Origin of the sequence: Streptosporangium sp. NPDC000095, from assembly GCF_042899335.1 — a bacterium.
In the GTDB taxonomy this organism is placed as follows: domain Bacteria; phylum Actinomycetota; class Actinomycetes; order Streptosporangiales; family Streptosporangiaceae; genus Streptosporangium.
In genome coordinates this window covers 737856-759348 of the sequence record NZ_JBIAZS010000001.1, presented here as the reverse complement: position 1 = coordinate 759348, position 21493 = coordinate 737856, and the positions used below count along the sequence as shown (strand labels likewise).

20 protein-coding genes are annotated in these 21493 nt (G+C 70.5%); 12 read left to right on the top strand and 8 right to left on the bottom strand.

Features of this window, described 5'->3' with window-relative positions; all coding sequences use genetic code 11:
- Positions 1-29: 29 nt before the first annotated feature.
- A complete protein-coding gene (locus ACFY3V_RS03080) occupies positions 30-869 on the top strand; it encodes a sugar phosphate isomerase/epimerase family protein (protein ID WP_389769404.1) in 840 nt (279 codons plus the stop codon).
- Positions 870-900: 31 nt separating this feature from the next.
- Here the strand turns inward: ACFY3V_RS03080 and ACFY3V_RS03075 are convergent, their stop codons facing one another.
- Positions 901-2400 (bottom strand): hypothetical protein, encoded by a 1500-nt coding sequence (locus ACFY3V_RS03075; protein ID WP_362902536.1) that lies wholly within the window; start codon positions 2398-2400, stop codon positions 901-903.
- A 209-nt stretch (positions 2401-2609) separates the two neighbouring features.
- On the bottom strand, positions 2610-3569 hold the full coding sequence (locus tag ACFY3V_RS03070) for a LysR family transcriptional regulator (RefSeq protein ID WP_362902534.1): 960 nt from the start codon (positions 3567-3569) through the stop codon (positions 2610-2612).
- Between the two features lie 327 nt (positions 3570-3896).
- Here ACFY3V_RS03070 and ACFY3V_RS03065 point away from each other — a divergent pair, with 327 nt between their 5' ends.
- Positions 3897-4676 (top strand): putative hydro-lyase, encoded by a 780-nt coding sequence (locus tag ACFY3V_RS03065; protein WP_350947351.1) that lies wholly within the window; start codon positions 3897-3899, stop codon positions 4674-4676.
- Between the two features lie 26 nt (positions 4677-4702).
- On the opposite strand, the gene ACFY3V_RS03060 is transcribed toward ACFY3V_RS03065, so the two are convergent.
- From ACFY3V_RS03060 to ACFY3V_RS03050, 3 genes are all read right to left on the bottom strand, one after another.
- The gene (locus ACFY3V_RS03060; protein WP_389769400.1) at positions 4703-5323 is read right to left on the bottom strand and encodes an AAA family ATPase; all 621 of its coding nucleotides are present in this window, start codon (positions 5321-5323) and stop codon (positions 4703-4705) included.
- Between the two features lie 129 nt (positions 5324-5452).
- On the bottom strand, positions 5453-6283 hold the full coding sequence (locus ACFY3V_RS03055; RefSeq protein WP_389769397.1) for a patatin-like phospholipase family protein: 831 nt from the start codon (positions 6281-6283) through the stop codon (positions 5453-5455).
- Between the two features lie 56 nt (positions 6284-6339).
- Entirely contained in the window at positions 6340-6738 is a 399-nt protein-coding gene (locus tag ACFY3V_RS03050) for a PPOX class F420-dependent oxidoreductase (RefSeq protein ID WP_350947355.1), read from the bottom strand.
- Positions 6739-6788: 50 nt separating this feature from the next.
- Between ACFY3V_RS03050 and soxR the strand changes: the two genes are divergently transcribed.
- The 4 genes from soxR to ACFY3V_RS03030 all read left to right on the top strand — a co-directional run bounded on the left by soxR (position 6789) and on the right by ACFY3V_RS03030 (position 12344).
- Entirely contained in the window at positions 6789-7259 is a 471-nt protein-coding gene (gene soxR / locus ACFY3V_RS03045) for a redox-sensitive transcriptional activator SoxR (protein WP_362902528.1), read from the top strand.
- 320 nt (positions 7260-7579) lie between these two features.
- Complete coding sequence (locus tag ACFY3V_RS03040) at positions 7580-10855, top strand: cellulose binding domain-containing protein (protein WP_389769392.1); 3276 nt, start codon at positions 7580-7582, stop codon at positions 10853-10855.
- A gap of 247 nt (positions 10856-11102) precedes the next feature.
- Entirely contained in the window at positions 11103-11678 is a 576-nt protein-coding gene (locus tag ACFY3V_RS03035) for a TIGR02611 family protein (protein ID WP_389769389.1), read from the top strand.
- A 291-nt stretch (positions 11679-11969) separates the two neighbouring features.
- Positions 11970-12344, top strand: a complete 375-nt coding sequence (locus tag ACFY3V_RS03030; RefSeq protein ID WP_362902522.1) for a hypothetical protein — start codon at positions 11970-11972, stop codon at positions 12342-12344.
- 280 nt (positions 12345-12624) lie between these two features.
- Here the strand turns inward: ACFY3V_RS03030 and ACFY3V_RS03025 are convergent, their stop codons facing one another.
- The gene (locus ACFY3V_RS03025; RefSeq protein ID WP_350947361.1) at positions 12625-13395 is read right to left on the bottom strand and encodes a TetR/AcrR family transcriptional regulator; all 771 of its coding nucleotides are present in this window, start codon (positions 13393-13395) and stop codon (positions 12625-12627) included.
- A gap of 137 nt (positions 13396-13532) precedes the next feature.
- Here ACFY3V_RS03025 and ACFY3V_RS03020 point away from each other — a divergent pair, with 137 nt between their 5' ends.
- The 4 genes from ACFY3V_RS03020 (at position 13533) to ACFY3V_RS03005 (ending at position 16016) form a co-directional block, all read left to right on the top strand.
- Positions 13533-14543 carry an ATP-binding cassette domain-containing protein gene (locus ACFY3V_RS03020; RefSeq protein WP_389769386.1) on the top strand — a complete coding sequence of 337 codons (1011 nt, stop codon included), beginning with the start codon at positions 13533-13535 and terminating at the stop codon, positions 14541-14543.
- Positions 14540-14674 (top strand): hypothetical protein, encoded by a 135-nt coding sequence (locus tag ACFY3V_RS03015; protein WP_389769383.1) that lies wholly within the window; start codon positions 14540-14542, stop codon positions 14672-14674. Before ACFY3V_RS03020 ends, ACFY3V_RS03015 begins: the two co-directional genes overlap by 4 nt.
- Positions 14675-14711: 37 nt before the next feature.
- The gene (locus tag ACFY3V_RS03010; protein WP_362902516.1) at positions 14712-15542 is read left to right on the top strand and encodes an ABC transporter permease; all 831 of its coding nucleotides are present in this window, start codon (positions 14712-14714) and stop codon (positions 15540-15542) included.
- A 177-nt stretch (positions 15543-15719) separates the two neighbouring features.
- On the top strand, positions 15720-16016 hold the full coding sequence (locus ACFY3V_RS03005; RefSeq protein ID WP_350947364.1) for a hypothetical protein: 297 nt from the start codon (positions 15720-15722) through the stop codon (positions 16014-16016).
- Here ACFY3V_RS03005 and ACFY3V_RS03000 read toward each other — a convergent pair.
- Positions 15964-17964: a phosphatidylglycerol lysyltransferase domain-containing protein gene (locus ACFY3V_RS03000; RefSeq protein ID WP_389769378.1), complete on the bottom strand. Its 2001-nt coding sequence runs from the start codon at positions 17962-17964 to the stop codon at positions 15964-15966. The genes ACFY3V_RS03005 and ACFY3V_RS03000 overlap by 53 nt on opposite strands.
- A gap of 277 nt (positions 17965-18241) precedes the next feature.
- On the opposite strand from ACFY3V_RS03000, the gene ACFY3V_RS02995 reads away from it, so the two are divergent.
- Positions 18242-19201: a hypothetical protein gene (locus tag ACFY3V_RS02995; RefSeq protein WP_389769375.1), complete on the top strand. Its 960-nt coding sequence runs from the start codon at positions 18242-18244 to the stop codon at positions 19199-19201.
- A gap of 149 nt (positions 19202-19350) precedes the next feature.
- Here the strand turns inward: ACFY3V_RS02995 and ACFY3V_RS02990 are convergent, their stop codons facing one another.
- A complete protein-coding gene (locus ACFY3V_RS02990) occupies positions 19351-19671 on the bottom strand; it encodes a co-chaperone GroES (protein WP_350947367.1) in 321 nt (106 codons plus the stop codon).
- A 162-nt stretch (positions 19672-19833) separates the two neighbouring features.
- Between ACFY3V_RS02990 and ACFY3V_RS02985 the strand changes: the two genes are divergently transcribed.
- Positions 19834-21486 (top strand): DUF885 domain-containing protein, encoded by a 1653-nt coding sequence (locus ACFY3V_RS02985; RefSeq protein WP_389769371.1) that lies wholly within the window; start codon positions 19834-19836, stop codon positions 21484-21486.
- The last annotated feature ends 7 nt before the right edge of the window (positions 21487-21493 follow it).

Here is a 21493-nt window from a genome sequence, read left to right as displayed (position 1 = left end):
TACGCGTTCAGCACGAAAAGGGGTTGCCGATGTTCCCCATCGGGGTCAACACGTGGGTATGGGTCTCGCCGCTGACGGACGAGGATCTCGCCCGGCTGGCGCCGAAGGTGGCCGACTGGGGGTTCGACGTGATCGAGCTACCGGTGGAGCAGGCCGGAGACTGGGATCCCGCGCGGGCGGCCGAACTGCTGGAGAGCCTCGGGCTGAAGGCCTCGGTGGTCCTCGTCATGCCACCGGGCAGGGAACTGGTCGGCGCCGACGCGGCGACGGTCGCCGACACCCAGGACTACCTGCGGCGATGCGTGGACGCCGCCGTGACGGTGGGCAGCCCGGTGATCGGCGGACCCGCCTACGCCTCGGTGGGGCGGACCTGGCGGATGTCGGAGGAGGAGCGCAAGAGCTGCTACGCCGAGCTGCGGGAGAACCTGACCCCGGTCGGCGCGTACGCGGCGGAACGCGGGGTGACGGTCGCCGTCGAACCGCTCAACCGCTACGAGACCAGCCTGGTCAACACCGTCGAGCAGGCCGTCGAGGCGGTCGGCGGGATCCCGGGAGTCGGCCTCGCGCTGGACGTCTATCACATGAACATCGAGGAGCGGGACCCGGCGGCGGCCGTACGGCTGGCCGGGGATCTCGTCGCGCACGTGCAGGTCTGCGCGAACGACCGGGGTGCGCCGGGGGCCGACCACATGGACTGGCCCGCCCTCGCCGACGCGTTGCGCGCCGTGGACTACCGGGGACCGCTCTGCATCGAGTCGTTCACCGCGCACAACCGGACGATCGCCACGGCCGCCTCGATCTGGCGCCCCCTCGCCGACACGCAGGACGACCTCGCGACCACGGGCCTGGCCTTCCTGCGCACCCTCTGACGGGCTCAGACCCCGCCTATCCCGGAGCCGTTCAGCGGCCGGTGTCGTCGTCCGTCACCGTGGAGTCCGCCGCCTCGGCCGCGTCCGTGCCGGGGGCGGCGGCGGGTGCCCGCCTGGGGCGCCTGAAGAAGGCGGCCACCGCGTAGGGGTCGACGGGGTCGGAGAGCAGGGCGAGCATCTCCTCCCCGCGTTCGGGATCGACCTTGAACGGGTGACCGAACACGTGCGGCCCCGTCCCGTCGCCCAGCACCCTGGTCAGCATCAGGTCGCCCGGTATCGCCTGCCCGGAGAGCAACTCGTCGACCAGCCTCACCCGCTCTCCGGTCCCGTCCCCGAGGGCGGCCACGGTGATCTCGTCCCCGGACACGTCGAGGACCTCCCACAGCCGCAGCGGCGTCCGCCGCCAGGACTCCAGCAGCTCCACCTCGTCGTCGCGCAGCCACTCGGCCCGCGCGTCCAGGAACTCGCCGACGACGTCGTTCTCGAACAGCGCCAGGTCCGCGAGGGCGGGCTCCGCCACCCGGACACTCAGCGCGATCAGATCCTCGATCAGCCGCCTGCGGGCCGGGCGGTAGGCGTACGTGAGCAGCTGCCGGAACAGGTGCGCGGCCCGCTCGGGCAGCGGAGCCCCGGGGGTGGTGCGGCACGCGGCGTACTCGGCCGCGTCGCGAACGGCCGGTGCCAGCTCGGGGGAGAGGGAGAGCACCTCGGAGATCAGCCCTGCAGCCTCGAACGAACGGCCCTCGCCCTCGGCAGACCTCGCGATCAGCAGCAGAGCGGCCGGCTCGGTGCGGGGCAGTGCCTCGACCAGTGCCGGGCCGAGCGGCTCGCGCTCCACCTCGTCGGCGACCCTCGCGAGCACCGCGTCCGACCGCGACAGGTAGGTGACGGCTTTGGAGAGGTCGGCGCCCTCCCCGTACGTGCGCAGCGCGCTGCGCACCAGGGCGAGCCTGATGATGTCCAGCGGGGCCAGGTCGGCGACCGACGCCGTGTCCCACGGGGCGCCCACGATGCCCACCCGGCCCTCGCGCAGCTCCAGCGAGGCGTTGAGCAGCAGCGGGGACAGCGGCGGCAGCGGGTCGGCGAAGGTCTCGGGGGCCTTCATCAGCAGCTCCAGGACCACGACGTCGACCGGCACGCCGGGACTGGGCTCCAGCCCTTCCGCGAAGGCGCGCAGCGCGTCGAGCGCCTGCTCGCCGAACTCCTGGACGACCCGCATCACCCGTTCGGCGGGGACGTCGTCCAACTCGGTGACCGACAGTTCCAGGGTGCCGCCGCGCAACCGCAGCGCGATCACCTGCTCTGGCTCCACCCCGGCGAGCCAGCCGTCGGGTCCGGTCAGGACGGGCTCGCCGGTGTCGAGCGAGGTCCGCACCCGGCCGCCGCCCGCCAGGGGCACTCCCGCACCGTCGGCCAGCCGTGCCCACAGCCGCAGGTCGTCGGAGGCGGGCAGCACCCCGCTCGCCAGCTCGGCCCGGGTGGCGAGGTGCGTCAGCACCGCGCCCTCGCTCAGCGTCAGAAGGTCGCTCATCCCCCCATTGTTCTCGACGCCCGGACGTGGAGAGGCCGCCCTCCCCGCCAGGAGCTCGCACAAGCTCGTGGCGGGGAAGGGCGGCGGGGACGGCCGGGCCGCGGGGGCGGCGGACCGGCCTGGTCTCTGGAACCCCTCGGGTGGGGGTGTCGTCAACGTAACGGGGTGCGCCTGAGGCGCGCCTCTATCAGATGCCCCCTACCGTCACGTTATGGCGAGGTGCCCAGCCGGGGGTTCTCGGTCAGCCACGCCGCGTATCGTCTGCTCCGTCCGATCGCGTCGGAATGCGCGGCCTTCGCGTGTTCGAGGATCGATGCCGCGACCGTGGCGCTCGCGGCCTCCGGGTGCCAGCCGAGCAGCTGCCGCCAGCGCAGCGGGGCCCCGGCGAGCGGTACCAGCTTCAGCCCTTCGGCGGGCTGGAAGGTCGCCTGACACAGCGCGGCGGCGCGTCCGACCTTGGCCAGGTGCATGCAGGTGGCCACGTCGGTCTCGTAGATGGTCTTGGGGGTGAAGCCGGCACGGGCGCAGGCCGTGGCGAAGCAGTCGCCGAAGCAGCTGTCGCCCGGGGTCACCGTCCACTGTTCGTCGGCCAGCTCCGCGAGCTCCACCTCCTTCCTGTCCACCAGCGGATGATCCTCGTTGAGCAGTACGAAGACCGGGTCGGTCCCCACGGTCGACCACACCACCGGCCCCTCCACCGGCGGAGGGCTCTCTCCGCAGGCGCCGATGAACGCGAAGTCGATCCGGCCCAGCATCACCATGGCGGTGAGCTCCTTCGCGGACCAGGAGGTGTGGGTGCTCACCGGGGTGGACGGCCAGGCGGTGGCGAGGCGGTCCACCAGACCGCCGAGTATCGGGCCGTGGGTGGCGCCCAGCCGGTAGCTGGGAAGGTCGGCGTTCGCGTTGGCGAATCGAAGTGCCTCCTCCTGGAGTTCGCGGGCCGCGGGCAGCAGCACCAGTGCACGTGACAGGACCAGCTGCCCCAGGGGCGTGGGCCTGGCGCCGTTGTGGTCGCGTTCGAAAAGAGCTCCCCCGAGAACCCGCTCTATCCGTTTGAGCTGCGCCGTCAGCGCGGGTTGGGCCAATCCGAGGTGGGTGGCGGCCTTGGTGACGCTGCCGGCCTGTGCCACCGCGCGCACGATCTTGAGGTGTCGGAGCTCGAGATCCATACCGGGAACGTAAGGCCGGGGCGTTATACCTGCAATGCAAACTTGTCATGAAATATGACTCAATTTTGTCGAATCGTTCCAAAAACGTTTTAGGCGCCTTAATTTGGGTATTTATGGATGGCCGTTAGCCTCTTTCCGGCCGTCTCGCTTTGAGGACAGCCGCCCCCGCCGGCCGGAGTCTGACAGCGGTGTCCGACATCCGAGATTCCAGGGACCGGAGTTGCGCCGAAGTTTCGGCTGTCGCAGACACCGATATCCAGCATCCGTATCCCCGCCCGCGGCCGAGGAACGCTGGGCGGCGGACGGCGCCGAGGTTATGATCCGCCGATGGACGTAGCGGCGCTCACCCCGGCGCGGGCCCGGAGTCACTTCAGGGAGGGGTTGCGAGTGCCCACCGCGGGGTGGTGCCGGGGCTGGACCCAGGCCAACCTGCTCGCCGTGCCCCGCGAACTCGCCTACGACCTGCTCCTGTTCGCCCAGCGCAACCCCGTCGCCTGCCCGGTCCTGGACGTCGGCGATCCCGGCGCGGTGAGCACCGTCCTGTTCGGCGGCGACCTTCGCACCGACCTGCCCGCCTACCGCGTCTACCAGGACGGCAGGGCCGTGGCCGACGTCGGCGACGTGCGCGACCTCTGGCGGAACGACCTGGTCGCCTTCCTGCTCGGCTGCAGCTTCACCTTCGAGGACGCGCTGCTCAGGGCCGGGGTTCCGGTACGGCACATCGAGACGGGGACGAACGTGCCCATGTATCTCACCTCGATCGCCTGCCGTCCCGCGGGATCGCTGGGCGGCCCGCTGGTCGTCTCGATGCGCCCCGTCCCGGCCTCCCTGGTTCCGGCCGCCGTACGGGTGACCGCGAGATATCCGGCCGTGCACGGGGCGCCGATCCATGTCGGCGCCCCCGAGGAGATCGGGATCGCCGACCTCGGCGTCCCCGACTTCGGCGATCCCGTCGAGGTGCGGGCGGGGGAGACCCCGGTCTTCTGGGCCTGCGGGGTGACGCCACAGGCGGCCGTCATGGCGAGCGGGGTGTCCTTCGCCATCGGCCATCTCCCGGGCCACATGGCGATCACCGACGCCAGGGACGACCGCTTCCAGGTCCCCTGAACGCCGCGCCCCGCGCCGCCGGGCGTTCAGGCGCGGGCGGTGTCCTCGGTGTTCTCAGTGTCCTCACCGCCCGCAGCGAGGCGGCGGGCGAGTCTTTCCAGCTGCGACGTGAGCGAGGGCGCGCCGGGGCGGTTGTCGATCTCGTCGTGGGGCACGACGGGTGGCTCGTCCACCCTGATCGCCCGCAGGTAGTCCTCGAAGCGGTCGAGCTTGCCCGCGTCCCTCGCGAGCCCTCTCGCCTCCAGCCGGGCCCGCAGCGCGGGGCCGTCCGAACGGATCCAGAGGAGACGCACGGGCGGGCCGCCCAGCCGCTCGACCCAGCGTTCCCACACCGTCGCGTCGTGCACCTGGGTGGTGAAGGGGCCCTCCAGCATCACCGGACAGCCGTGGGAACGGATCTGGCGGGCGACCTCTGTCAACCCCTCGTATTCATAACGCTTGATGTTCTGGTCGTACCAGCGGCCTTCGCGCTCCCCGTCGTCACGTCCGTGGGCGCGGAGGGTGGCCGCGACGAAACCGCCGTAGACGGTGTCCTTGTCGAGCAGCGCGGGAACCGGGTCGAGCAGCGCGAGCAGCGCCGCCGCCACGGTGGACTTCCCCGCCCCCGGTGGCCCGCTCACCACCCACAGCGGCGCCACCCCGCTCACCTTCCCTCCGCGGTGAATCCCACCGGGGGCACCGAGAGGGTCGCCGCACGTTCCGTCGCAGCCCTCGGTGGACCCCCGTGCACCCCGCGAGAGAACCTGTCGTAGGTCCGCCTCCGGCCGGTCACGATCTCAGTCCTTCCAGGCCCTGGCCACGCTCTCCTGGGCGGCGAGCGCCTGGGCGAGGCCGGCCTGGAAGGCGGGGCGCCACAGGGCCGGGTCGAGGGCGTTGGCGCCGAACACGGCGACCGACGCCTCGTCGGGGACGACGTGGGCGACGGTGGCCTCACCCAGTTCGGCGAGCTCGGCTTCGAGGCGGGACCTCGGTGAGACGTGCGCCAGCGGTTCCAGGAGGACCACGGCGGAGCTGCCCGCCGCCAGGTCGGCGTTCGTCGCCGAGCGGACCCCGCCGTCCATGTAGCGGCGCCCTCCGATCTCCACCGGAGGGAACACGCACGGGACCGCGCAGCTGGAGGCGACCGCCGCCACCAGTGGAGCCCCCGATTCGCGCTCCCAGACCACGAACTCGCCGGTCCCCGTGTCGACGGCGGTGATCAGCAGGCGGCGCTCCGGCCACTCCTTGACGGGCAGCCGGTTGCCGATCGTCTCGATCCTGGCGCCGGTGTCCCGCATCGCGAGGGCCATCTCGCCGACCCGGCGCCGGGCCTCCAGGGGCTCCAGGGACGGGTCGTAGAGCACGCCGAAGGCGGCCATCACCGCCTCCATGTCGACGGCGGAGGCGGTCGAGACGTTCGAGACCTCCGTGTCCGCCTGGACGCCGACCGCGCTTTCCAGGTCGGCCTCGGTGGCGACGAGCGTCCCGACCACCGATCCGGCGGAGGTGCCGATGATCAGGTCCGCCTCTCCCAGCTCGATGCCGGCCCGGCGCAGACCGGTGACGATCCCCGCCTCCCAGGCGATGCCCGCCACGCCTCCGCCACCCAGCACCAGTGTTCTCGTCATGCGCCATTCATACCTGATGGCTCTTCCCCGCAGAAGAAGCGCCCGAGGACGCGGAGTCAGACGTCACGGCCCCTCATGCCCTCCTGGGTGGGGTCGACGCCCCAGGAGATGATCCGCCGGGGATGGATGCGGATGATCTCCCGGCTCAGGTACGGGGAGGGCGGTTCGTGGTCCTCGACGGCCTCGGCCTCACCCCGGATCTCCACGCCCCGCACCCGCCAGGGGTCGGTGGAGGCGACGTCGTCGACCACGAAGGCCACCCGCGGATTCGTCCGGACGTTGTGGAATTTCCTGGTGGTGCCCATCGCGCGGCCGTAGATGTCGACGACGCCGGTCTCGGTGTCGACGCGGAAACCGGTCGGGCTGTTCTGCAGGGAACCGTCGGGGCCCGTGGTGGCCAGGCGGCCCAGGCGCTGCCCTTCGAGATAGGCGAGCTCCGCCTCCGTGAATGTCATGTACTCACTCTGTAACCTCAATGTTGATTGAGGTCAAGTTAGACTGGCGCATGCCCAACAATCCGGAGATGAGTGTCGGCCAGCTCTCCGCGCGCAGCGGGGTCGCGGTCTCCGCCCTGCACTTCTACGAGGCCAAGGGGCTGATCCGCAGCCGTCGCACCGCGGGTAACCAGCGCCGTTTCCCCCGTGACACGCTCCGCAGGATCGCCTTCATCAGGGTCTCCCAGCGCGTCGGGATCCCGCTCAGGACGATCCAGCAGGCGCTGTCGGCGCTTCCCGACGAGCGCACCCCCACCAGGGAGGACTGGGCGAGGCTCTCGACGGTGTGGCAGGACGAGCTCGACGACCGCATCAGGCAGCTCGAACGGCTCCGCCACGGTCTGACCGACTGCATCGCCTGCGGGTGCCTCTCCCTGGACCGCTGCGCGCTCGCCAACCCCGACGACGTGGCCGCCGCGAGAGGACCGGGCTCGCGCCTGATGCTCCCGCCCCGCCAGAGCTGCGCTCCCTGCGAGGTGTGACGAGGTCCGTCCCGTCGGCCGGGGACGCCCCGTGTCGCTCCCGCACGCGGCTCCGGTGTCGCGTTCTCGCACCGATCCCGCACCTCGGGCAAGGGGCGGCGGCGACGGGCGACAGGGCGCGCCCCGGCGGGAGCGCCGATGTCTCCCCGGGGGATTCGCCGTGGGTTTGTTAGTTGTCTAGTCAAACTATTGACGATCCGGGGTCCGGCATGTGAACCTCTGGGCGTTCATGCACGCGCATCATGGCGGTCGACGGTCAGGGTCCCGTCACCTGATCGTGCATGGCGGTTTGTCCGTTGCATTGCGAAGGGAAGCCGTACATGCGAAGAAGGCTGTTCAGCATGCTCGCCGCCGTGGCGGTGGCGTGCGCGTCGGTCGGCGCGGCCGTCGGGGGCGCCCAGGCGTCCGCGTCGGGGACCGCGGCGAAGACCGCGGTGAAGACGGTGGCGACCGGGACCGGTTCCGCGGCCGCCGCGGAGACGTACCAGTGGAAGAACGTGAGGATCGACGGCGGCGGGTTCGTGCCGGGGATCATCTTCAACCAGACCGAGAAAAACCTGATCTACGCCCGCACCGACATCGGCGGCGCGTACCGCTGGGAACAGGCGAGCAAGAGCTGGACCCCGCTGCTCGACTGGGTGGGCTGGGACAAGTGGGGCTACAACGGTGTGGTCAGCCTCGCCACCGACCCGGTGGAGACCAACCGTGTCTACGTCGCCGCCGGGATGTACACCAACAGCTGGGACCCCAACAACGGGGCCATCCTGCGCTCCGCCGACAAGGGCGCGACCTGGCAGGCCACACCGCTGCCCTTCAAACTCGGCGGCAACATGCCGGGCCGGGGGATGGGGGAGCGGCTCGCCGTCGACCCCAACAGGAACAGCGTCGTCTACCTCGGCGCGCCCGACGGCAACGGCCTGTGGCGCAGCACCGACAAGGGGGTGACCTGGGCCAAGGTCGCGAGCTTCCCCAACCCGGGAAACTACGCCCAGGACCCCTCCGATCCCAACGGCTACCTCAGCCACCGTCCCGGCGTGGTCTGGGTGACCTTCGACCCGACCTCGGGAACCGCGGGGAACACGACACAGAAGATCTACGTGGGCGTCGCGGACAAGGCGAACACCGTCTACAGCTCCTCGGACGGCGGGACCACCTGGAGCAGGGTCGCCGGACAGCCCACCGGCTACATGGCGCACAAGGGCGTGTTCGATCACGTCAGCCGCACGCTCTACATCGCCACCAGTGACACCGGCGGCCCGTACGACGGCTCCAAGGGCGACGTGTGGAAGCTCAACACCACCACCGGGGCCTGGACCCAGATCAGCCCGATCCCCTCCAGCTCGTCCGACAACTACTTCGGCTACAGCGGCCTCACGATCGACCGGCAGAACCCCGGCACGATCATGGTCGCGACCCAGATCTCCTGGTGGCCGGACGTGATCTTCTTCAGGTCCACCGACTCCGGCGCGACCTGGACCCGCGTCTGGGACTTCACCTCCTACCCGGACCGCAGCCTCCGCTACACGATGGACATCTCCTCCTCGCCGTGGCTGACCTTCGGGACCAACCCGCAGCCGCCGGAGACGACCCCCAAGCTCGGCTGGATGACGGAGTCGCTGGAGATCGACCCGTTCGACGGCAACCGGATGATGTACGGCACCGGCGCCACGGTGTACGGCACCGAGGACCTCAAGAAGTGGGACACCGGCGGCAAGTTCACCATCAAGCCCATGGTCAAGGGGCTTGAGGAGACCGCAGTCCTCGACCTGATCAGCCCGCCGACCGGCGCCCCGCTGGTCAGTGCCCTGGGTGACCTGGGAGGCTTCCGGCACACCAACCTCGACGCCGTACCGCCCATGCTGTTCACCTCGCCGGTCTTCACCTCGACGACCAGCCTCGACTACGCCGAGACCAACCCGTCGATCATGGTCCGCGCGGGCAACTTCACCGACGCCGACCGGCCGAACGACAGTCACGCCGCGTTCTCCACCGACGGTGGCGCCAACTGGTTCCAGGGCACCGAACCCGGTGGCATCAACGAGGGCGGCACGATCGCCGCGGCGGCGAACGGCTCCCGGTTCGTCTGGGCGCCCAAGGGTGTGGGCGTGCACTACTCGGTCGGCTACGGCAACACCTGGACCCCCTCCACCGGACTCCCGACGGGAGCCGTCGTCGAGTCCGACCGGGTGAACTCCAACAGGTTCTACGGCTTCAGCGGCGGAAAGTTCTACGCCAGCACCAACGGCGGCGTCTCCTTCACGGCCACCGCCGCGACCGGACTGCCCGCCGAGGGCAACGTCAAGTTCAAGGCCGTACCCGGCCGCGAGGGCGACATCTGGCTGACCGGACCCGCGAACAGCGCGGGCGCCGCCTCGGGCATCTGGCGCTCCACCAACGGCGGCGCGTCGTTCACCAAGTTGTCCGGCGTCACCGACGCCGTCAACATCGGCTTCGGTAAATCCGCCACCGCCGGTGGCTACCAGGCGCTGTACACCCTCGCCACGATCGGCGGCGTGACCGGCGTCTTCCGCTCCGACGACACCGGCGCGAGCTGGGTGCGGATCAACGACGACAAGCACCAGTACGGCAACGCGGGCGAGGCGATCACCGGCGACCCGCGCGTCTACGGCCGCGTCTACCTGGGCACCAACGGCCGGGGCATCCTGTACGCCGACAACGACGGGACCGTCCCGCCCCCTGACACCGTCCCGCCGACCAAGCCCGGTACTCCGGTGGCTTCGGCGATCACGTCGTCGGGTGCGACGTTGACCTGGACGGCCTCGACGGACGCCGTCGGGGTGAGTGGCTATGACGTCTACCGTGAGGCGGGGGCGACGGATGTCAAGGTGGGGTCGCCGACCTCGCCGTCGTTCGCGCTCACCGGGTTGACCGCCGACACGTCGTACACCTTCTACGTGATCGCCCGTGACGCGGCGGGCAACAGCTCGGACGCCTCCACCCCGGTGACCTTCAAGACCCTCGCCGGGCAGGTCGACACCGTCCCGCCGACCAGGCCGGGCACTCCGGTGGCTTCGGCGATCACGTCGTCGGGTGCGACGTTGACCTGGACGGCCTCGACGGACGCCGTCGGGGTGAGTGGCTATGACGTCTACCGTGAGGCGGGGGCGACGGATGTCAAGGTGGGGTCGCCGACCTCGCCGTCGTTCGCGCTCACCGGGTTGACCGCCGACACGTCGTACACCTTCTACGTGATCGCCCGTGACGCGGCGGGCAACAGCTCGGACGCCTCCACCCCGGTGACCTTCAAGACCCTCGCCGGACAGGTCGGCGGCGGCTGCACCGCGACCTACACGGTGTCCAACTCCTGGCCCGGTGGTTTCCAGGGCGAGGTGACCGTAAAGAACACCGGCACCTCGGCGACCACCGGCTGGACCGTGAAGTGGTCGTTCCCGAACGGTCAGACGATCACCCAGCTCTGGAGCGGCACCCACACCCAGACCGGTGCGGCCGTCACCGTGAAGAACGTGAGCTGGAACGGCGTCCTGGCCCCCGGGGCCTCCACCTCGTTCGGTTTCGGCGCCTCCTGGACCGGTACCAACGGGGTCCCCTCCACCGTCACCTGTACCGCCCCCTGACCGCCTCCCGCCCGCTCTCTCACCGTTTTTCCCGCAGAGGGCGGGCGGGGCCCACCCGGGAGGCGACCGAATGCCATCAGGTCGCCCCTCTCGCCCTTAAAAGGGCGAGAGGGGCGACCGTGGCGATCTCGGGACTCCCCCCTGAGGACCCCCGGCCCTCCCCCCTGAGGATGATCTGAGGACGTCGGCGGGGCCGGGTCGCCCAGCAGAGCCTATTGTGGAAGAAACCGACTGTGCTGGGGAGAACATGACGATCTCAGATGGGGTGCGCGAGCCTCACGGCGCGACCGGGCAGCCGTCTGAGACCGGCACCGGCGGCGGCGTACACGGAGAGACCGGACTCGGTGGCGTCCAGGGCGAGACCGCCATCGGCGGCGCCGGGAGTGACGGCCGGGTCGAGCTGGGCGACGCCGACGCGCTGAAAGACGCGGCGGCCGGGCGGTCCGGCATCCACGGCTGGCTCGACGGCGTCAGGTCCACCAGCGCGGGCCGTCTCACCCTGAAGATCGTCATCGGCGTGATCGGCACCGTACTGGTCGTCGGCGGACTGATCATGGTGCCCTTCCCCGGCCCCGGCTGGCTGGTCGTCTTCGCGGGGCTCGCGGTGCTGGCCACCGAGTTCCACTGGGCACACCGGCTGCTGGAGTTCGGCAAGCGGACCCTGTCGGCCTGGACGGCCTGGCTGGGCCGCCAGGGCTGGAGCGTCAAGATCCTGGTCGTCGCCGTCGCGGCGGTGACCGCCACCGCGATCGTCTACTACGGCCTCAAGCTCAGCCTCCACATCGACCTGATCGTCGAGGCCCAGAAGTTCCTCATCCGATAGCCGCCCTCGCTCCCGCCCGGCCCTTGCTCCGTTTCTTCTGGGCCCGCCGCGACGACGGCGTCCTGTCCGGCCCGCAGAGCTTTCCCCGGAATGTCCCGCCTCCGTGCCGTCACCCACGGCAACGGCGCCGGCGGCACTCTGACCGCCTATGACGCACGCTGTCCGGGAAACGGGACCGGCGCTCCCCGGAGTTTTACCCAGGCCCTTCCACCTCGTTATCTTTCGCGGATGTGACTCTTCGTAGTGTCTCCACGTCCGATCCGCAGAGACGAGTAAGGAGAGTGACGTTCGATGCGCGCCCTGTCCTCGATGTTGGTCCTGGCGGCCGCCGGAGCCGTCGCACTGACCGGCACCCCCGCCCACGCCGACGACGTCAACCTGGCCGCGAGGGTCCAGCCGGGCGAGGAGGTGTTCCTCACGCCCGAACTCGTCCCCGGAGCCCGGTACGGCGGAAACGTTCTGGTCAAGCTCGACGAGAACAGCGTGCCCGTCAAGGTGAAGATCGGTAACTGCCGCGGCAAATACGTCGGGTCGGTGCCGATCGCCGCGAACGACCACGCCGCGTACGTCGCCGCCACCACCACCCCGCCCGCCCAGTGCATCCGCTACCGGGTGAAGAACATGGGCAACCAGCCCGCGGCCATCACGGGCACCGGTTACTACTAAACCGGCCCTCCGGGGTGTGCGGGACGGAAACGGCGACCAAGGCCCTTCCCGTCCCGCACACCCCGCTTTTTCTGTTTCCGGCACCGACCCCCGCCCGCGACCGGCGCAGGGCGGCGAACCGATCGTCGGCTCTCGCCTCCACGACCGGCGCGGGGACGCGCTCGCGGTGTGCCGCCACGATCGCCACCCGGGTCCCGAAGGAAAGCGGGGAACGGTCTGAGGGGACGGCGTCCGTTCTCCTGTGACGGATCGTCCGCGGGGCACTCCTCGGGATCCGGGTTCATGAGCGATTCCGGCCCGCGATCAGGGCGGCGATTCCGGCCAGGATGCGGTCCAGGCCGAAGGTGAGGGCGTGTGCGGGGTCGGAGATCGCCTGGTGGGCCTCGCCCGCGGCCTGGCCGACCCGGGAGGCGACCGGGAAGCGGGTGCCGTCCATGATCTTGTCGAGCAGCGGGGCGTTGGACACCCACCACTCGACGTCGGTCATCCCGCTCTCCTCCTGGACCCGTGCCTGGTTGGCGGCCGTTCTGGCGGTGCTCTGCACGTGGCTGAGGACCAGGGCCAGGACGGAGTCCATCTCGACGTCCGTCAGGCCGACGCCGTCCAGCGGGCGTAGCTCGGCCTCGTACTTGAGCGAGGCGTTCGGTCCCAGGGTGGAGCGGGCGTCGATGACCTGCAGCATCCACGGGTTGCGCCGGTAGAGGTCCCAGTTGCGGGCGGCGACGAACTCCAGCGCGCCCCGCCACCCGCCCGGTTGCCGGGACGGGGCGTCCACGTCGTCGTAGAGCTCCCCGTACGCGGTGTCGACCATGAGGTCGACCAGCTCGCCCTTGCCGGGGACGTGGGTGTAGAGGGACATGGTCCCGACCCCCAGCCGCTCGGCGACCTGGCGCATCGAGACCGCTTCGAGCCCTTCGGCGTTGGCCAGCTCGACGGCCGCCAGGACGATCGAACGCACCGTCAGCCCCGAGCGCCCCGGCTTGCTGTGCGAGCCCCACAGCAGCGCCAGGCTGCGTGCCGGGTCGGCGTCGGAAGCTTTCTTCGCACTCACGGGAACAGTCTCCAGATTCTCGGCGTTGGGACCACCGTAGCCGAGCCGTACGGTGTACGGTACGGTCTACGTTCAAGGAGCGCGCAGATGTGGGGCGAACTGCCGGTGAGTGCCGGACGGGAAGACGGGTGCGAAGAGTGAAACCAGCAGACGCGAGGGCGGCCGGACGGGACGCGGCGGCGATCGCCGCCTACGACCTGCGAAAGAACTACGCGGGTGCCGCCGAGGGCACGGGTCTCAACGGATTCGACCTGGAGGTGGCGGCCGGAACGGTCTGCGGCCTGCTCGGTCCCAACGGCGCGGGCAAGACCACGGCGATCAGAATCCTGTCCACGCTGCTGCGCCCGGACTCGGGCCGGGCGAGCGTCGCGGGATTCGACGTCCGTACGCAGGCGCGGCAGGTGCGCGAGCGGATCGGGCTGGTCGGGCAGTACGCGGCGGTCGACGAGATCCTCAGCGGGCGGCAGAACCTCGTGATGTTCGGCAGGCTGAACCATCTGCCCGCGGCCGGGGCGCGGCGGCGGGCCGACGAGTTGCTGGAGCGGTTCTCACTGGCCGACACCGGGGCCAAGCCGGTCGGTGAGTATTCCGGCGGCATGCGCAGGCGGCTCGACCTGGCGGCGAGCCTCATCGTCTCGCCCCGGGTGCTGTTCGTGGACGAGCCCACCACCGGCCTCGACCCGGCCGCCCGCCAGGAGGTGTGGTCGGCCATCCGCGACCTGGTCGGCTCCGGCACGACCGTGCTGCTCACCACCCAGTATCTGGAGGAGGCGGACCGGCTGGCCGACCGGATCACCATGCTCGGCGCGGGCCGGGTCGTGACCGAGGGCACCCCGGAGGAGCTGAAGTCCGCCATCGGCGGCGACTGGCTCGACATCGTCCTCACCGACCCGGCGGACGTGGCCGCGACCGAGGCCCTCGCGGCGCGAGTCGCCTCCGGTGAGATCCACGTGGACGCCGAGTCGCGCCGGGTCAGCATCCCGGTCGCCGAGCGCACCCGGGCGCTCGTCACCATGGCCACCGCGCTCGGTGACGCCGGGATCGAGCCGGTCGACGTCACACTGCGCCGCCCCACGCTCGACGAGGTCTTCCTGCACCTCACGGGCGGCGCCGAGAGCACGACCGCCCACGCCGGGGCGTCCGCGTGAACACCGTGATCTCGCTCTCCCGCGAAAGGGACCGGACGGACATCGCCGCCGTGCGCCCCGGCGCGGGCGGTCACCGTTCCCGGTGGGCCCCCGCCGAGTACGACGATCCCGATGCGGAGGCATCCGCGTGAGTACCACGATTCCGACCCCCGATGCGGAGGCATCCACGTGAGCACGACGACCCCGACCACGCCCGCCGCCTCCCCGCTCGCCCGGTTCGGCTGGGCGCTGGCCGACTCCTGGACCATCACCCTGCGCGACCTGAGCCACTGGGGCCGTCGCCCGGGAACGGTCGCCGTCGGATGGCTCTTCCCGGTCCTGATGGTGCTGATGTTCGGCGGCCTGTTCGGCGGCGCCATCGGCGTCCCCGGCGGGGGCGGCTACTTCGACTTCCTGATCCCCGGCATGTTCGCGATGACGATGCTCTTCGGCCTGGAGAGCACGATGACGGCGGTCACCACCGACGCGGCCAAGGGCGTGACCGACAGGTTCCGTTCGATGCCGATGAGCGCCTCGGCGGTCGTGATGGGCCGCGGGATCGCCGACATGCTCAACTCGGTCGTCGGGCTGGCCGTCATGATCGGGGCCGGGCTGCTGCTCGGCTGGCGCGCCGGGGGAGGGGTGCCCGACGCGCTGGGCGCCGTGGGACTGCTCCTGCTGCTGCGCTTCGCCCTGATCTGGGTGGGCATCTACATCGGCCTCGTCGCGGGAGGACCGGAGGTGGTGACGTCGGTGCAGATCCTGGTCTGGCCGGTCGGCTTCCTGTCCAGCGTGTTCGTCGACCCCGCCACCATGCCCGGCTGGCTCGGCGCGATCGCGGAGTGGAACCCGCTCTCGGCCACCGCGACGGCCGCGAGACGGCTCTTCGACAACCCCGGCTGGGCGGGGGAGTCCTGGATCGTGCAGAACGCCACGCTCATGGCGGTGGTCTGGCCGCTGCTGCTGATCGCCGTCTTCCTGCCGTTGTCGGCGCGCAGGTTCCGCCGGCTCGGCGGCTGACGGGGCCGGCATCCGAGGCTGTCAGGTCTTTCGGCCGGGGAAAGTCCTGTTTCTTTATGGATCACAACATTTGCCGCCGGGAGAAGATGCTCCGCGTTTTACATCGCCGCTCCGCGTTTTACATCACGGTGACGGAATCCGTCGAGGACTGTAACTGACCGTAGTGAACCTGAGGGCATGAGTGAGACGGAACGGGAACGATCCGCCTCGGGGTGGACGCTCAACAGGGAACTGCTCAACGTCGGCGCGATCATCGTCGCCGCCGGTATAGCCCACCTCGTCATGGGGCTGATAGGGCACGAGAAGTACGGACCGTTCATGCTCGTGCTGCTCGGCGGGGTGCTCGTCGCGGCAGGGCTCGGTCATCGGTTCTACGAGCACCGGCGCCATCACGTTCCCGCGGTCATGGAGGTTCCCATGGTCATGGAGATGGAGTGCGTGAGGTGCGGGGAGGCGCCGGGCGGAGGGGCCTGACGCGGCGAAAGGCGATCCTGGGAAGGCGGAGGGAGACGAAGGCCTCCGCCTGGAGCGCCGACAGGCCGATCCGCGGAAGGTCCCGCGCCGAGGGATAGACGAGGAAGCGGGGTTTCCACAGCGGCTGGAACTTCGCGTTGAACCTGTACAGCGACTCGATCTGGAACCACCTGGACAGGAAGACCAGGACGCCGTACCAGAGACGGAGGATCGGGCCCGCACCCAGTCGCTCGCCCCTGGCGAGCGCGGCGCGGAACATCGCGAAATTGAGCGAGACCACGCTCACACCGAGGGCCGGGGCCGCCTGCAGGGCCTTGACGATGAGCAGGTCGTTGAGGCCCGGGTCGGCGTCGTGGTCACGGCGCATCAGGTCGAGGGAGATGCCGCGCTCGCCCCAGGGAACGAAGTGCAGGACGGCGCGGATGTCCTCACCCGGCTCTCTCCCGTCCTTCGCGGCACCCTTACCGTGCGCGCCGCCCGCGCCGGTCATGCGGCTCGCGCCGCCTTTGCCGCCCGCGCCGGTGGTGCCGCTCGCACCGTTCACGTCGCCCTGGCCGCCCCTGTCGCCGTCTCCGGCCTCCGCGCCGCCTGTGCCGTCCGTTCCGCCCTCGCCGTACTCGCGATCCCCGGAATCCCCGGAATCACTGCTCTTCGCGGTGTTTCCTGAGCCCTCGGTGCCATCGGGGGGCCTGTGCGCCGTGACGACGACGCATTCGGCGTCGGCGGGGTCACCGAACCGTCCGAGGGCCATGGAGAAGCCCCGCTCGGTGTCCGTGCCGCGCCAGAAGTCGGCGGCGTGCCGGATCCGGTCCTTCTCCGCCTCGGTGAGGTCCCCGACCCGCCGTACGAGACAGGTGTAGCCCGCGCGCTCCACCCGCTTCACCATCTGCCGGACGTTGCGCATCGCCCTGCCCTCGAGGGTGAAGCCGGCGACGTCGACGATCGCCTCGTCACCGATCTCCAGGGCGGACAGGCGGCCCTCTCTCGTCCAGACCTCGCCGCCCGTCTCGCTGCAACCGATCACGGCGGGCACCCAGGCGTGCCGTTCCGCCTCCTCCATGAACCGCCTGATCGCGCCCGGCCACGCCTCGACGTCCCCGATGGGATCGCCGCTGGCGAGCATGACCCCCGAGACCACCCGGTAGGCGATCACCGCCTTGCCCGTCGGGGAGAACACGACGCTCTTGTCGCGGCGCAGCGCGAAGTAGCCCAGCGAGTCGCGGGCGCCGTGTCCGGCGAGCAGCGCACGGACCGCGGCCTCCTGCTCGGGGCTCAGCTCGGCGACGGGCCTCTCGGGCCGCAGCGCGAGGTAGAGGGTCGTCACCGCGGTGAGCGCGCCGAGACCGAGGAGTGAGAAGTAGACCAGGTCGGCGGTCCGCTCCGAGGAGTATCCGACCGGGCCCTCCACCCCGACGAGGCCGAGCAGCACGTGCTGGAGTCGCTCTCCGGCGCTGGGATCACCGATGATCGTCCGGGGGTGGGCGTTGACCACGACCCAGCCGATGACGATGTCCAGGGCGCCCAGGGCGAGGAGGTTCCACAGCGCCCGCCGGCGGGTCCGGGGGTCGGAGAGGGCGTAGAACTCGCGCTGTCTGACCACGAGCAGGGCGACGACCAGCGTGCTGAGGAGGGCGGTGAAGGGGCGGTGCGAGTGCAGGAACTCGGTGAGGACGCTCAGTGGCAGGAGCACCATCACCGCCTGCCAGGCCCTTCTCTTCCTGCGCCGGAGGCCGTGGGCGAGCATGACGATGAGGATGCCCAGGACGAGCGAGGCGGCCTGGGCGAGCGAGGTGAACGTCCCCGGCAGGAGTCCGGTGAGCTCGCCGACCCGGCTTCTCCTGAACGAGGGCAGAACGGCCCTGAGGATGTCCAGGACGCCGATCGCCATCGCCGCGTAACCGGCCGCGGTGGGCACCCAGGAGCGGGGCGCACATGACCGATCCCTCATGGGAGGACATTAATCGGCGATACGGCTGCTAACTCCATGACAGGGCTCATCGTGGCCGAATCCAGCCCACTTCGTCCGGGCGACTTTGCGTTGCCCGCTCGCGTTCCCGGTTCGTCGCTCGCGCGTGTCCTCGATTTTCCGTCTCACGCGCTTCCAGTGTCTCCTCACCCCGCTCACCCTCTCCCACACCTCTTCTAACCGATTCGTTCTAGATCACGATCTTGAGGGCTTTCCGGCTTAGGATGCCGCCGTGTCCGTGACTCCTGGGATTTACAGAGTGGTTGGAAGCCTGGCGCTTCTGGTCTCGGTGCTCGTGCCGGTTCCGGCGGCCGCACACGCCGCCGCACCCGCCGCCGTGCCTCTCGCTGGGCCTCTCGCCGCGCCCGTCGACATCGTGCTGCCCGGCACCCGGGTCACCGTCAGGGAGGATTCCAAGGACGCGCTCAGAGTGACCTCCTACTCCTTCGGCAAGATGACCTACCTGCGAAGGGGCGCCGGATTCACCCGGCAGGCCGCCTACCAGGAGATCACGGTCGCGCCGAAGGCGACCAAGGCCCTCGCGGTGCCCGCCTCCTACCAGGAGGGCTACGACTCGGTCGTCCTGCTCGACCTCGCGGCCTCCAAGAGCACCAGGATCCGCACGGTGAAGAAGCCGCTCGTCGCGCACTACGTCCACTGGAACCGCAGGGGCGACAAGGCGGTGCTGACCGTCGAGAGAAAGAGCGGATCCGCGTGGGTGACCTCCGGCTTCGTGGTCGTCGACACGGTGGCGAAGACCGCCAAGAGCGTGACCGTGGCCAATGTCGACAAGGCCGCGAGGTTCCGCTGGAGCTCCGACGGTCTCGATGTCGTGGCCGAGTACGCGGGGGGCACCCGCTTCTACGGGCAGGACGGCGCGATCCGCCGCACCTTGGCCAAGACCGGCAGGCCCGCCGGTGGGGAGGACGCTTTCACCCCTTCGGGGCGGAGCCTGATGACCTGGTGCCCCTCCAGTTACACCGAGCACGTCTGCGTCTGGGACCGCACCTCGGGCAAGCTCGTGAACAAGGTGCCGGGCATCAAGCCGAAGGCCCTGTGGGGCTGGTGGGACGAGACGCACTTCATCGCGGTCGTCCCCTCCTCGGGCCACTACCAGGTGGTCCTGTCCACGCTGAAGGGCAAGGTGACGCGGGTCCTGGCGGCCTTCTCCGCCGACGACTGGTCCAACAAGCTCTATCTCGGCTACACCCGGCGGTGACCGGCGGCGTGTGAGACGCCCGCGCGCGGGTGCGGTGCGGGCGGTACCGCCGGAGGCGCGGGCCGTGTCATCGGGGTCACCGGAGACCCCGGAGGGCCGGGGAGGCGGGTGCCGTCGACGGCGCGGGCCGGTGTCGCCGGAGACGGCCGTCAGAGATACAGGCCGGTGCCGTTGTCGGTCTGCGGGGTGGCGATGGCGTGCAGGTCGCGCTCGCGCATCACCAGGTAGACCTGGCCGTGGACCTCGACCTCGTACTGCTCCTCGGGGTTGAACAGGACCTTGTCGCCGACCTTCACCGCGCGGACGTTCTGGCCCGCGCCGCAGACCTCACCCCAGACGAGGCGGTTGGCCATCTTCACCGTCGCGGGGATGACGATTCCGGCCGTGCTGCGGCGTTCCTCGGACTCCTGCTCGATCTTGACCATGACACGGTCGTGGAGCATCTGGATCTCGAATTTCGGGTCACCCACGAGACGAGTTTATGGGAATCGCGGGGGCGTGCTCGCTCGTCCGCGAACTCCGGTCCACCCGAGGCCCACATGTCCGGGTGATTCCGGCCGCGGGAGAAGCGGGAGAACCGGCGGGCGGCAAGACCGGTGACGAGATCATCGGGCCCAGTAGGATCCGGCGTTATGACGTCTCCTGAGCTCGTGAGCGGCTTTCTCGACTGGTATCTGGCGGCGAATCCCTCCTACGCCGCCCTCGCGGGCGCGCAGGGGTACGACAGGACTCTCGGTGACTTCACCGAGTCCGGCATCCTCGCCAGGGAGCGTGAGACGCGTCGATGGCTGGAGCGCCTCCAGCGGGTCCAGGCTCCCGAGAGCCCCGGAGGTCCCGCGGGCCCGGAGAGGCCGGAAAGGTCCGAGAGCTTCGAGGACGAGATCGACCGGGAGCTGGTCATGTCCATGCTGCGCGGCGAGATCGCGTACGAGACGTGGCCCCTCTGGCGGCGCGATCCTTCCGCCTACGTGGGGCCGATCTTCTCCTCGATGTTCGGGCCGTTCCTGCAGCGGCTGTCCCCCGAGGCCGAACTGGTGGACGCGGCCGTCGCGCGGCTGGCCGAGGTGCCGGACGTCATCGCCGCCTGCCGGGCGAATCTCGATCCCGCCCTGGCGGCTCCGCTGCTGGTCCAGCGAGGGCTGGGCCAGTCGCGGACCGCCCGGCGCTTCCTCACCGAGACGGTCCCCGGCCAGGTCGCCGACGAGGCCCTGCGCGCCCGGCTGGCCGCCGCGGCCGAACCCGCGGCGGCGGCCTTCGACGAGCTGGTGGGGTTCCTCGAAGGTTTCCGGGCGACCGGCACCTGGCGGATGGGGGAGGAGCTCTACTCCACCCTGCTGCGGGAGCGGGAGATGCTCGGCTACGGCGCCGGCGAGCTGCGCGACCGGGGACAGGCCGCCTACGACGAGCTGGACGCGCGGATGCGCGAGGTCGCGGCGAGGCTGGACGGCGGTTCCGGTGACTGGCACGCGGTCATCGCCGAACTCCAGGACGACCACGCGCCGACGCTGGAGGACATGCGGGCCGAGTACGAGGCCGAGACGGAGCGGGCCAGGAGGTTCGTCCGCGAGCGCGGCCTGGTGACCTTCGCGCGGGGCGAGGAGTGCAGGGTCGTCCCGTCGCCGGAGTTCCAGCGGCCCATCGTCGCCGTCGCCTCCTACATGTCGCCCCCGCCCCTGTCGACCTCCAGGATCGGGCACTTCTTCGTCCCGTACACCCCCGCGTCCTTCACCGAGGACCAGATCCGCCAGCGGCTCCGTACCAACGCCAGGGCGCAGATGCCCTCCATCGCCGTCCACGAGGCATATCCCGGCCACCATTGGCACCTGTCGTGGGTGGCGGACAACCCCCGGCGGGCCCGCAGGCTGTTTCGCACCCCGTACTTCGCCGAGGGCTGGGGCCTGTACGTCGAGAAGCTCATGCACGAGCAGGGGTACTTCACCACCCCGGCCCAGGAGCTCGCCCACCTCGACTTCAGGCTCTTCCGCGCGGCCCGCATCGTCGTCGACACCTCGCTGCACTGCGGCGACATGACGATCGAGCAGGCGGAGGAGTACATGACCACGAGATCGTCGCTCACCCCCGGCACGGCGAAGGGAGAGGTCGACCGCTACTGCGCGTGGCCCACCCAGGCGCCCTCCTACCTCACCGGCGCCCTGGAGATCGACCGCATCCGCGACGACTACCTGGCCGCGGGCCGCGGCGACCTGCGCGCCTTCCACGACACGCTGGCCGGTTCGGGCGGGCTCCCCCTCGGACTGGCCCGCCGGGTCGCGCTGGAGGGCTGAGCGAAGG

Bases quoted from the DNA above. Each gene is read 5' to 3' on its own strand.
- ACFY3V_RS03080 (WP_389769404.1), top strand. From the start codon at position 30: ATGTTCCCCATCGGGGTCAACACGTGGGTATGGGTCTCGCCGCTGACG.
- ACFY3V_RS03075 (WP_362902536.1), bottom strand. From the start codon at position 2,400: ATGAGCGACCTTCTGACGCTGAGCGAGGGCGCGGTGCTGACGCACCTC.
- ACFY3V_RS03070 (WP_362902534.1), bottom strand. From the start codon at position 3,569: ATGGATCTCGAGCTCCGACACCTCAAGATCGTGCGCGCGGTGGCACAG.
- ACFY3V_RS03065 (WP_350947351.1), top strand. From the start codon at position 3,897: ATGGACGTAGCGGCGCTCACCCCGGCGCGGGCCCGGAGTCACTTCAGG.
- ACFY3V_RS03055 (WP_389769397.1), bottom strand. From the start codon at position 6,283: ATGACGAGAACACTGGTGCTGGGTGGCGGAGGCGTGGCGGGCATCGCC.
- ACFY3V_RS03050 (WP_350947355.1), bottom strand. From the start codon at position 6,738: ATGACATTCACGGAGGCGGAGCTCGCCTATCTCGAAGGGCAGCGCCTG.
- soxR (WP_362902528.1), top strand. From the start codon at position 6,789: ATGCCCAACAATCCGGAGATGAGTGTCGGCCAGCTCTCCGCGCGCAGC.
- ACFY3V_RS03040 (WP_389769392.1), top strand. From the start codon at position 7,580: ATGCGAAGAAGGCTGTTCAGCATGCTCGCCGCCGTGGCGGTGGCGTGC.
- ACFY3V_RS03035 (WP_389769389.1), top strand. From the start codon at position 11,103: ATGACGATCTCAGATGGGGTGCGCGAGCCTCACGGCGCGACCGGGCAG.
- ACFY3V_RS03030 (WP_362902522.1), top strand. From the start codon at position 11,970: ATGCGCGCCCTGTCCTCGATGTTGGTCCTGGCGGCCGCCGGAGCCGTC.
- ACFY3V_RS03005 (WP_350947364.1), top strand. From the start codon at position 15,720: ATGAGTGAGACGGAACGGGAACGATCCGCCTCGGGGTGGACGCTCAAC.
- ACFY3V_RS03000 (WP_389769378.1), bottom strand. From the start codon at position 17,964: ATGAGGGATCGGTCATGTGCGCCCCGCTCCTGGGTGCCCACCGCGGCC.
- ACFY3V_RS02985 (WP_389769371.1), top strand. From the start codon at position 19,834: ATGACGTCTCCTGAGCTCGTGAGCGGCTTTCTCGACTGGTATCTGGCG.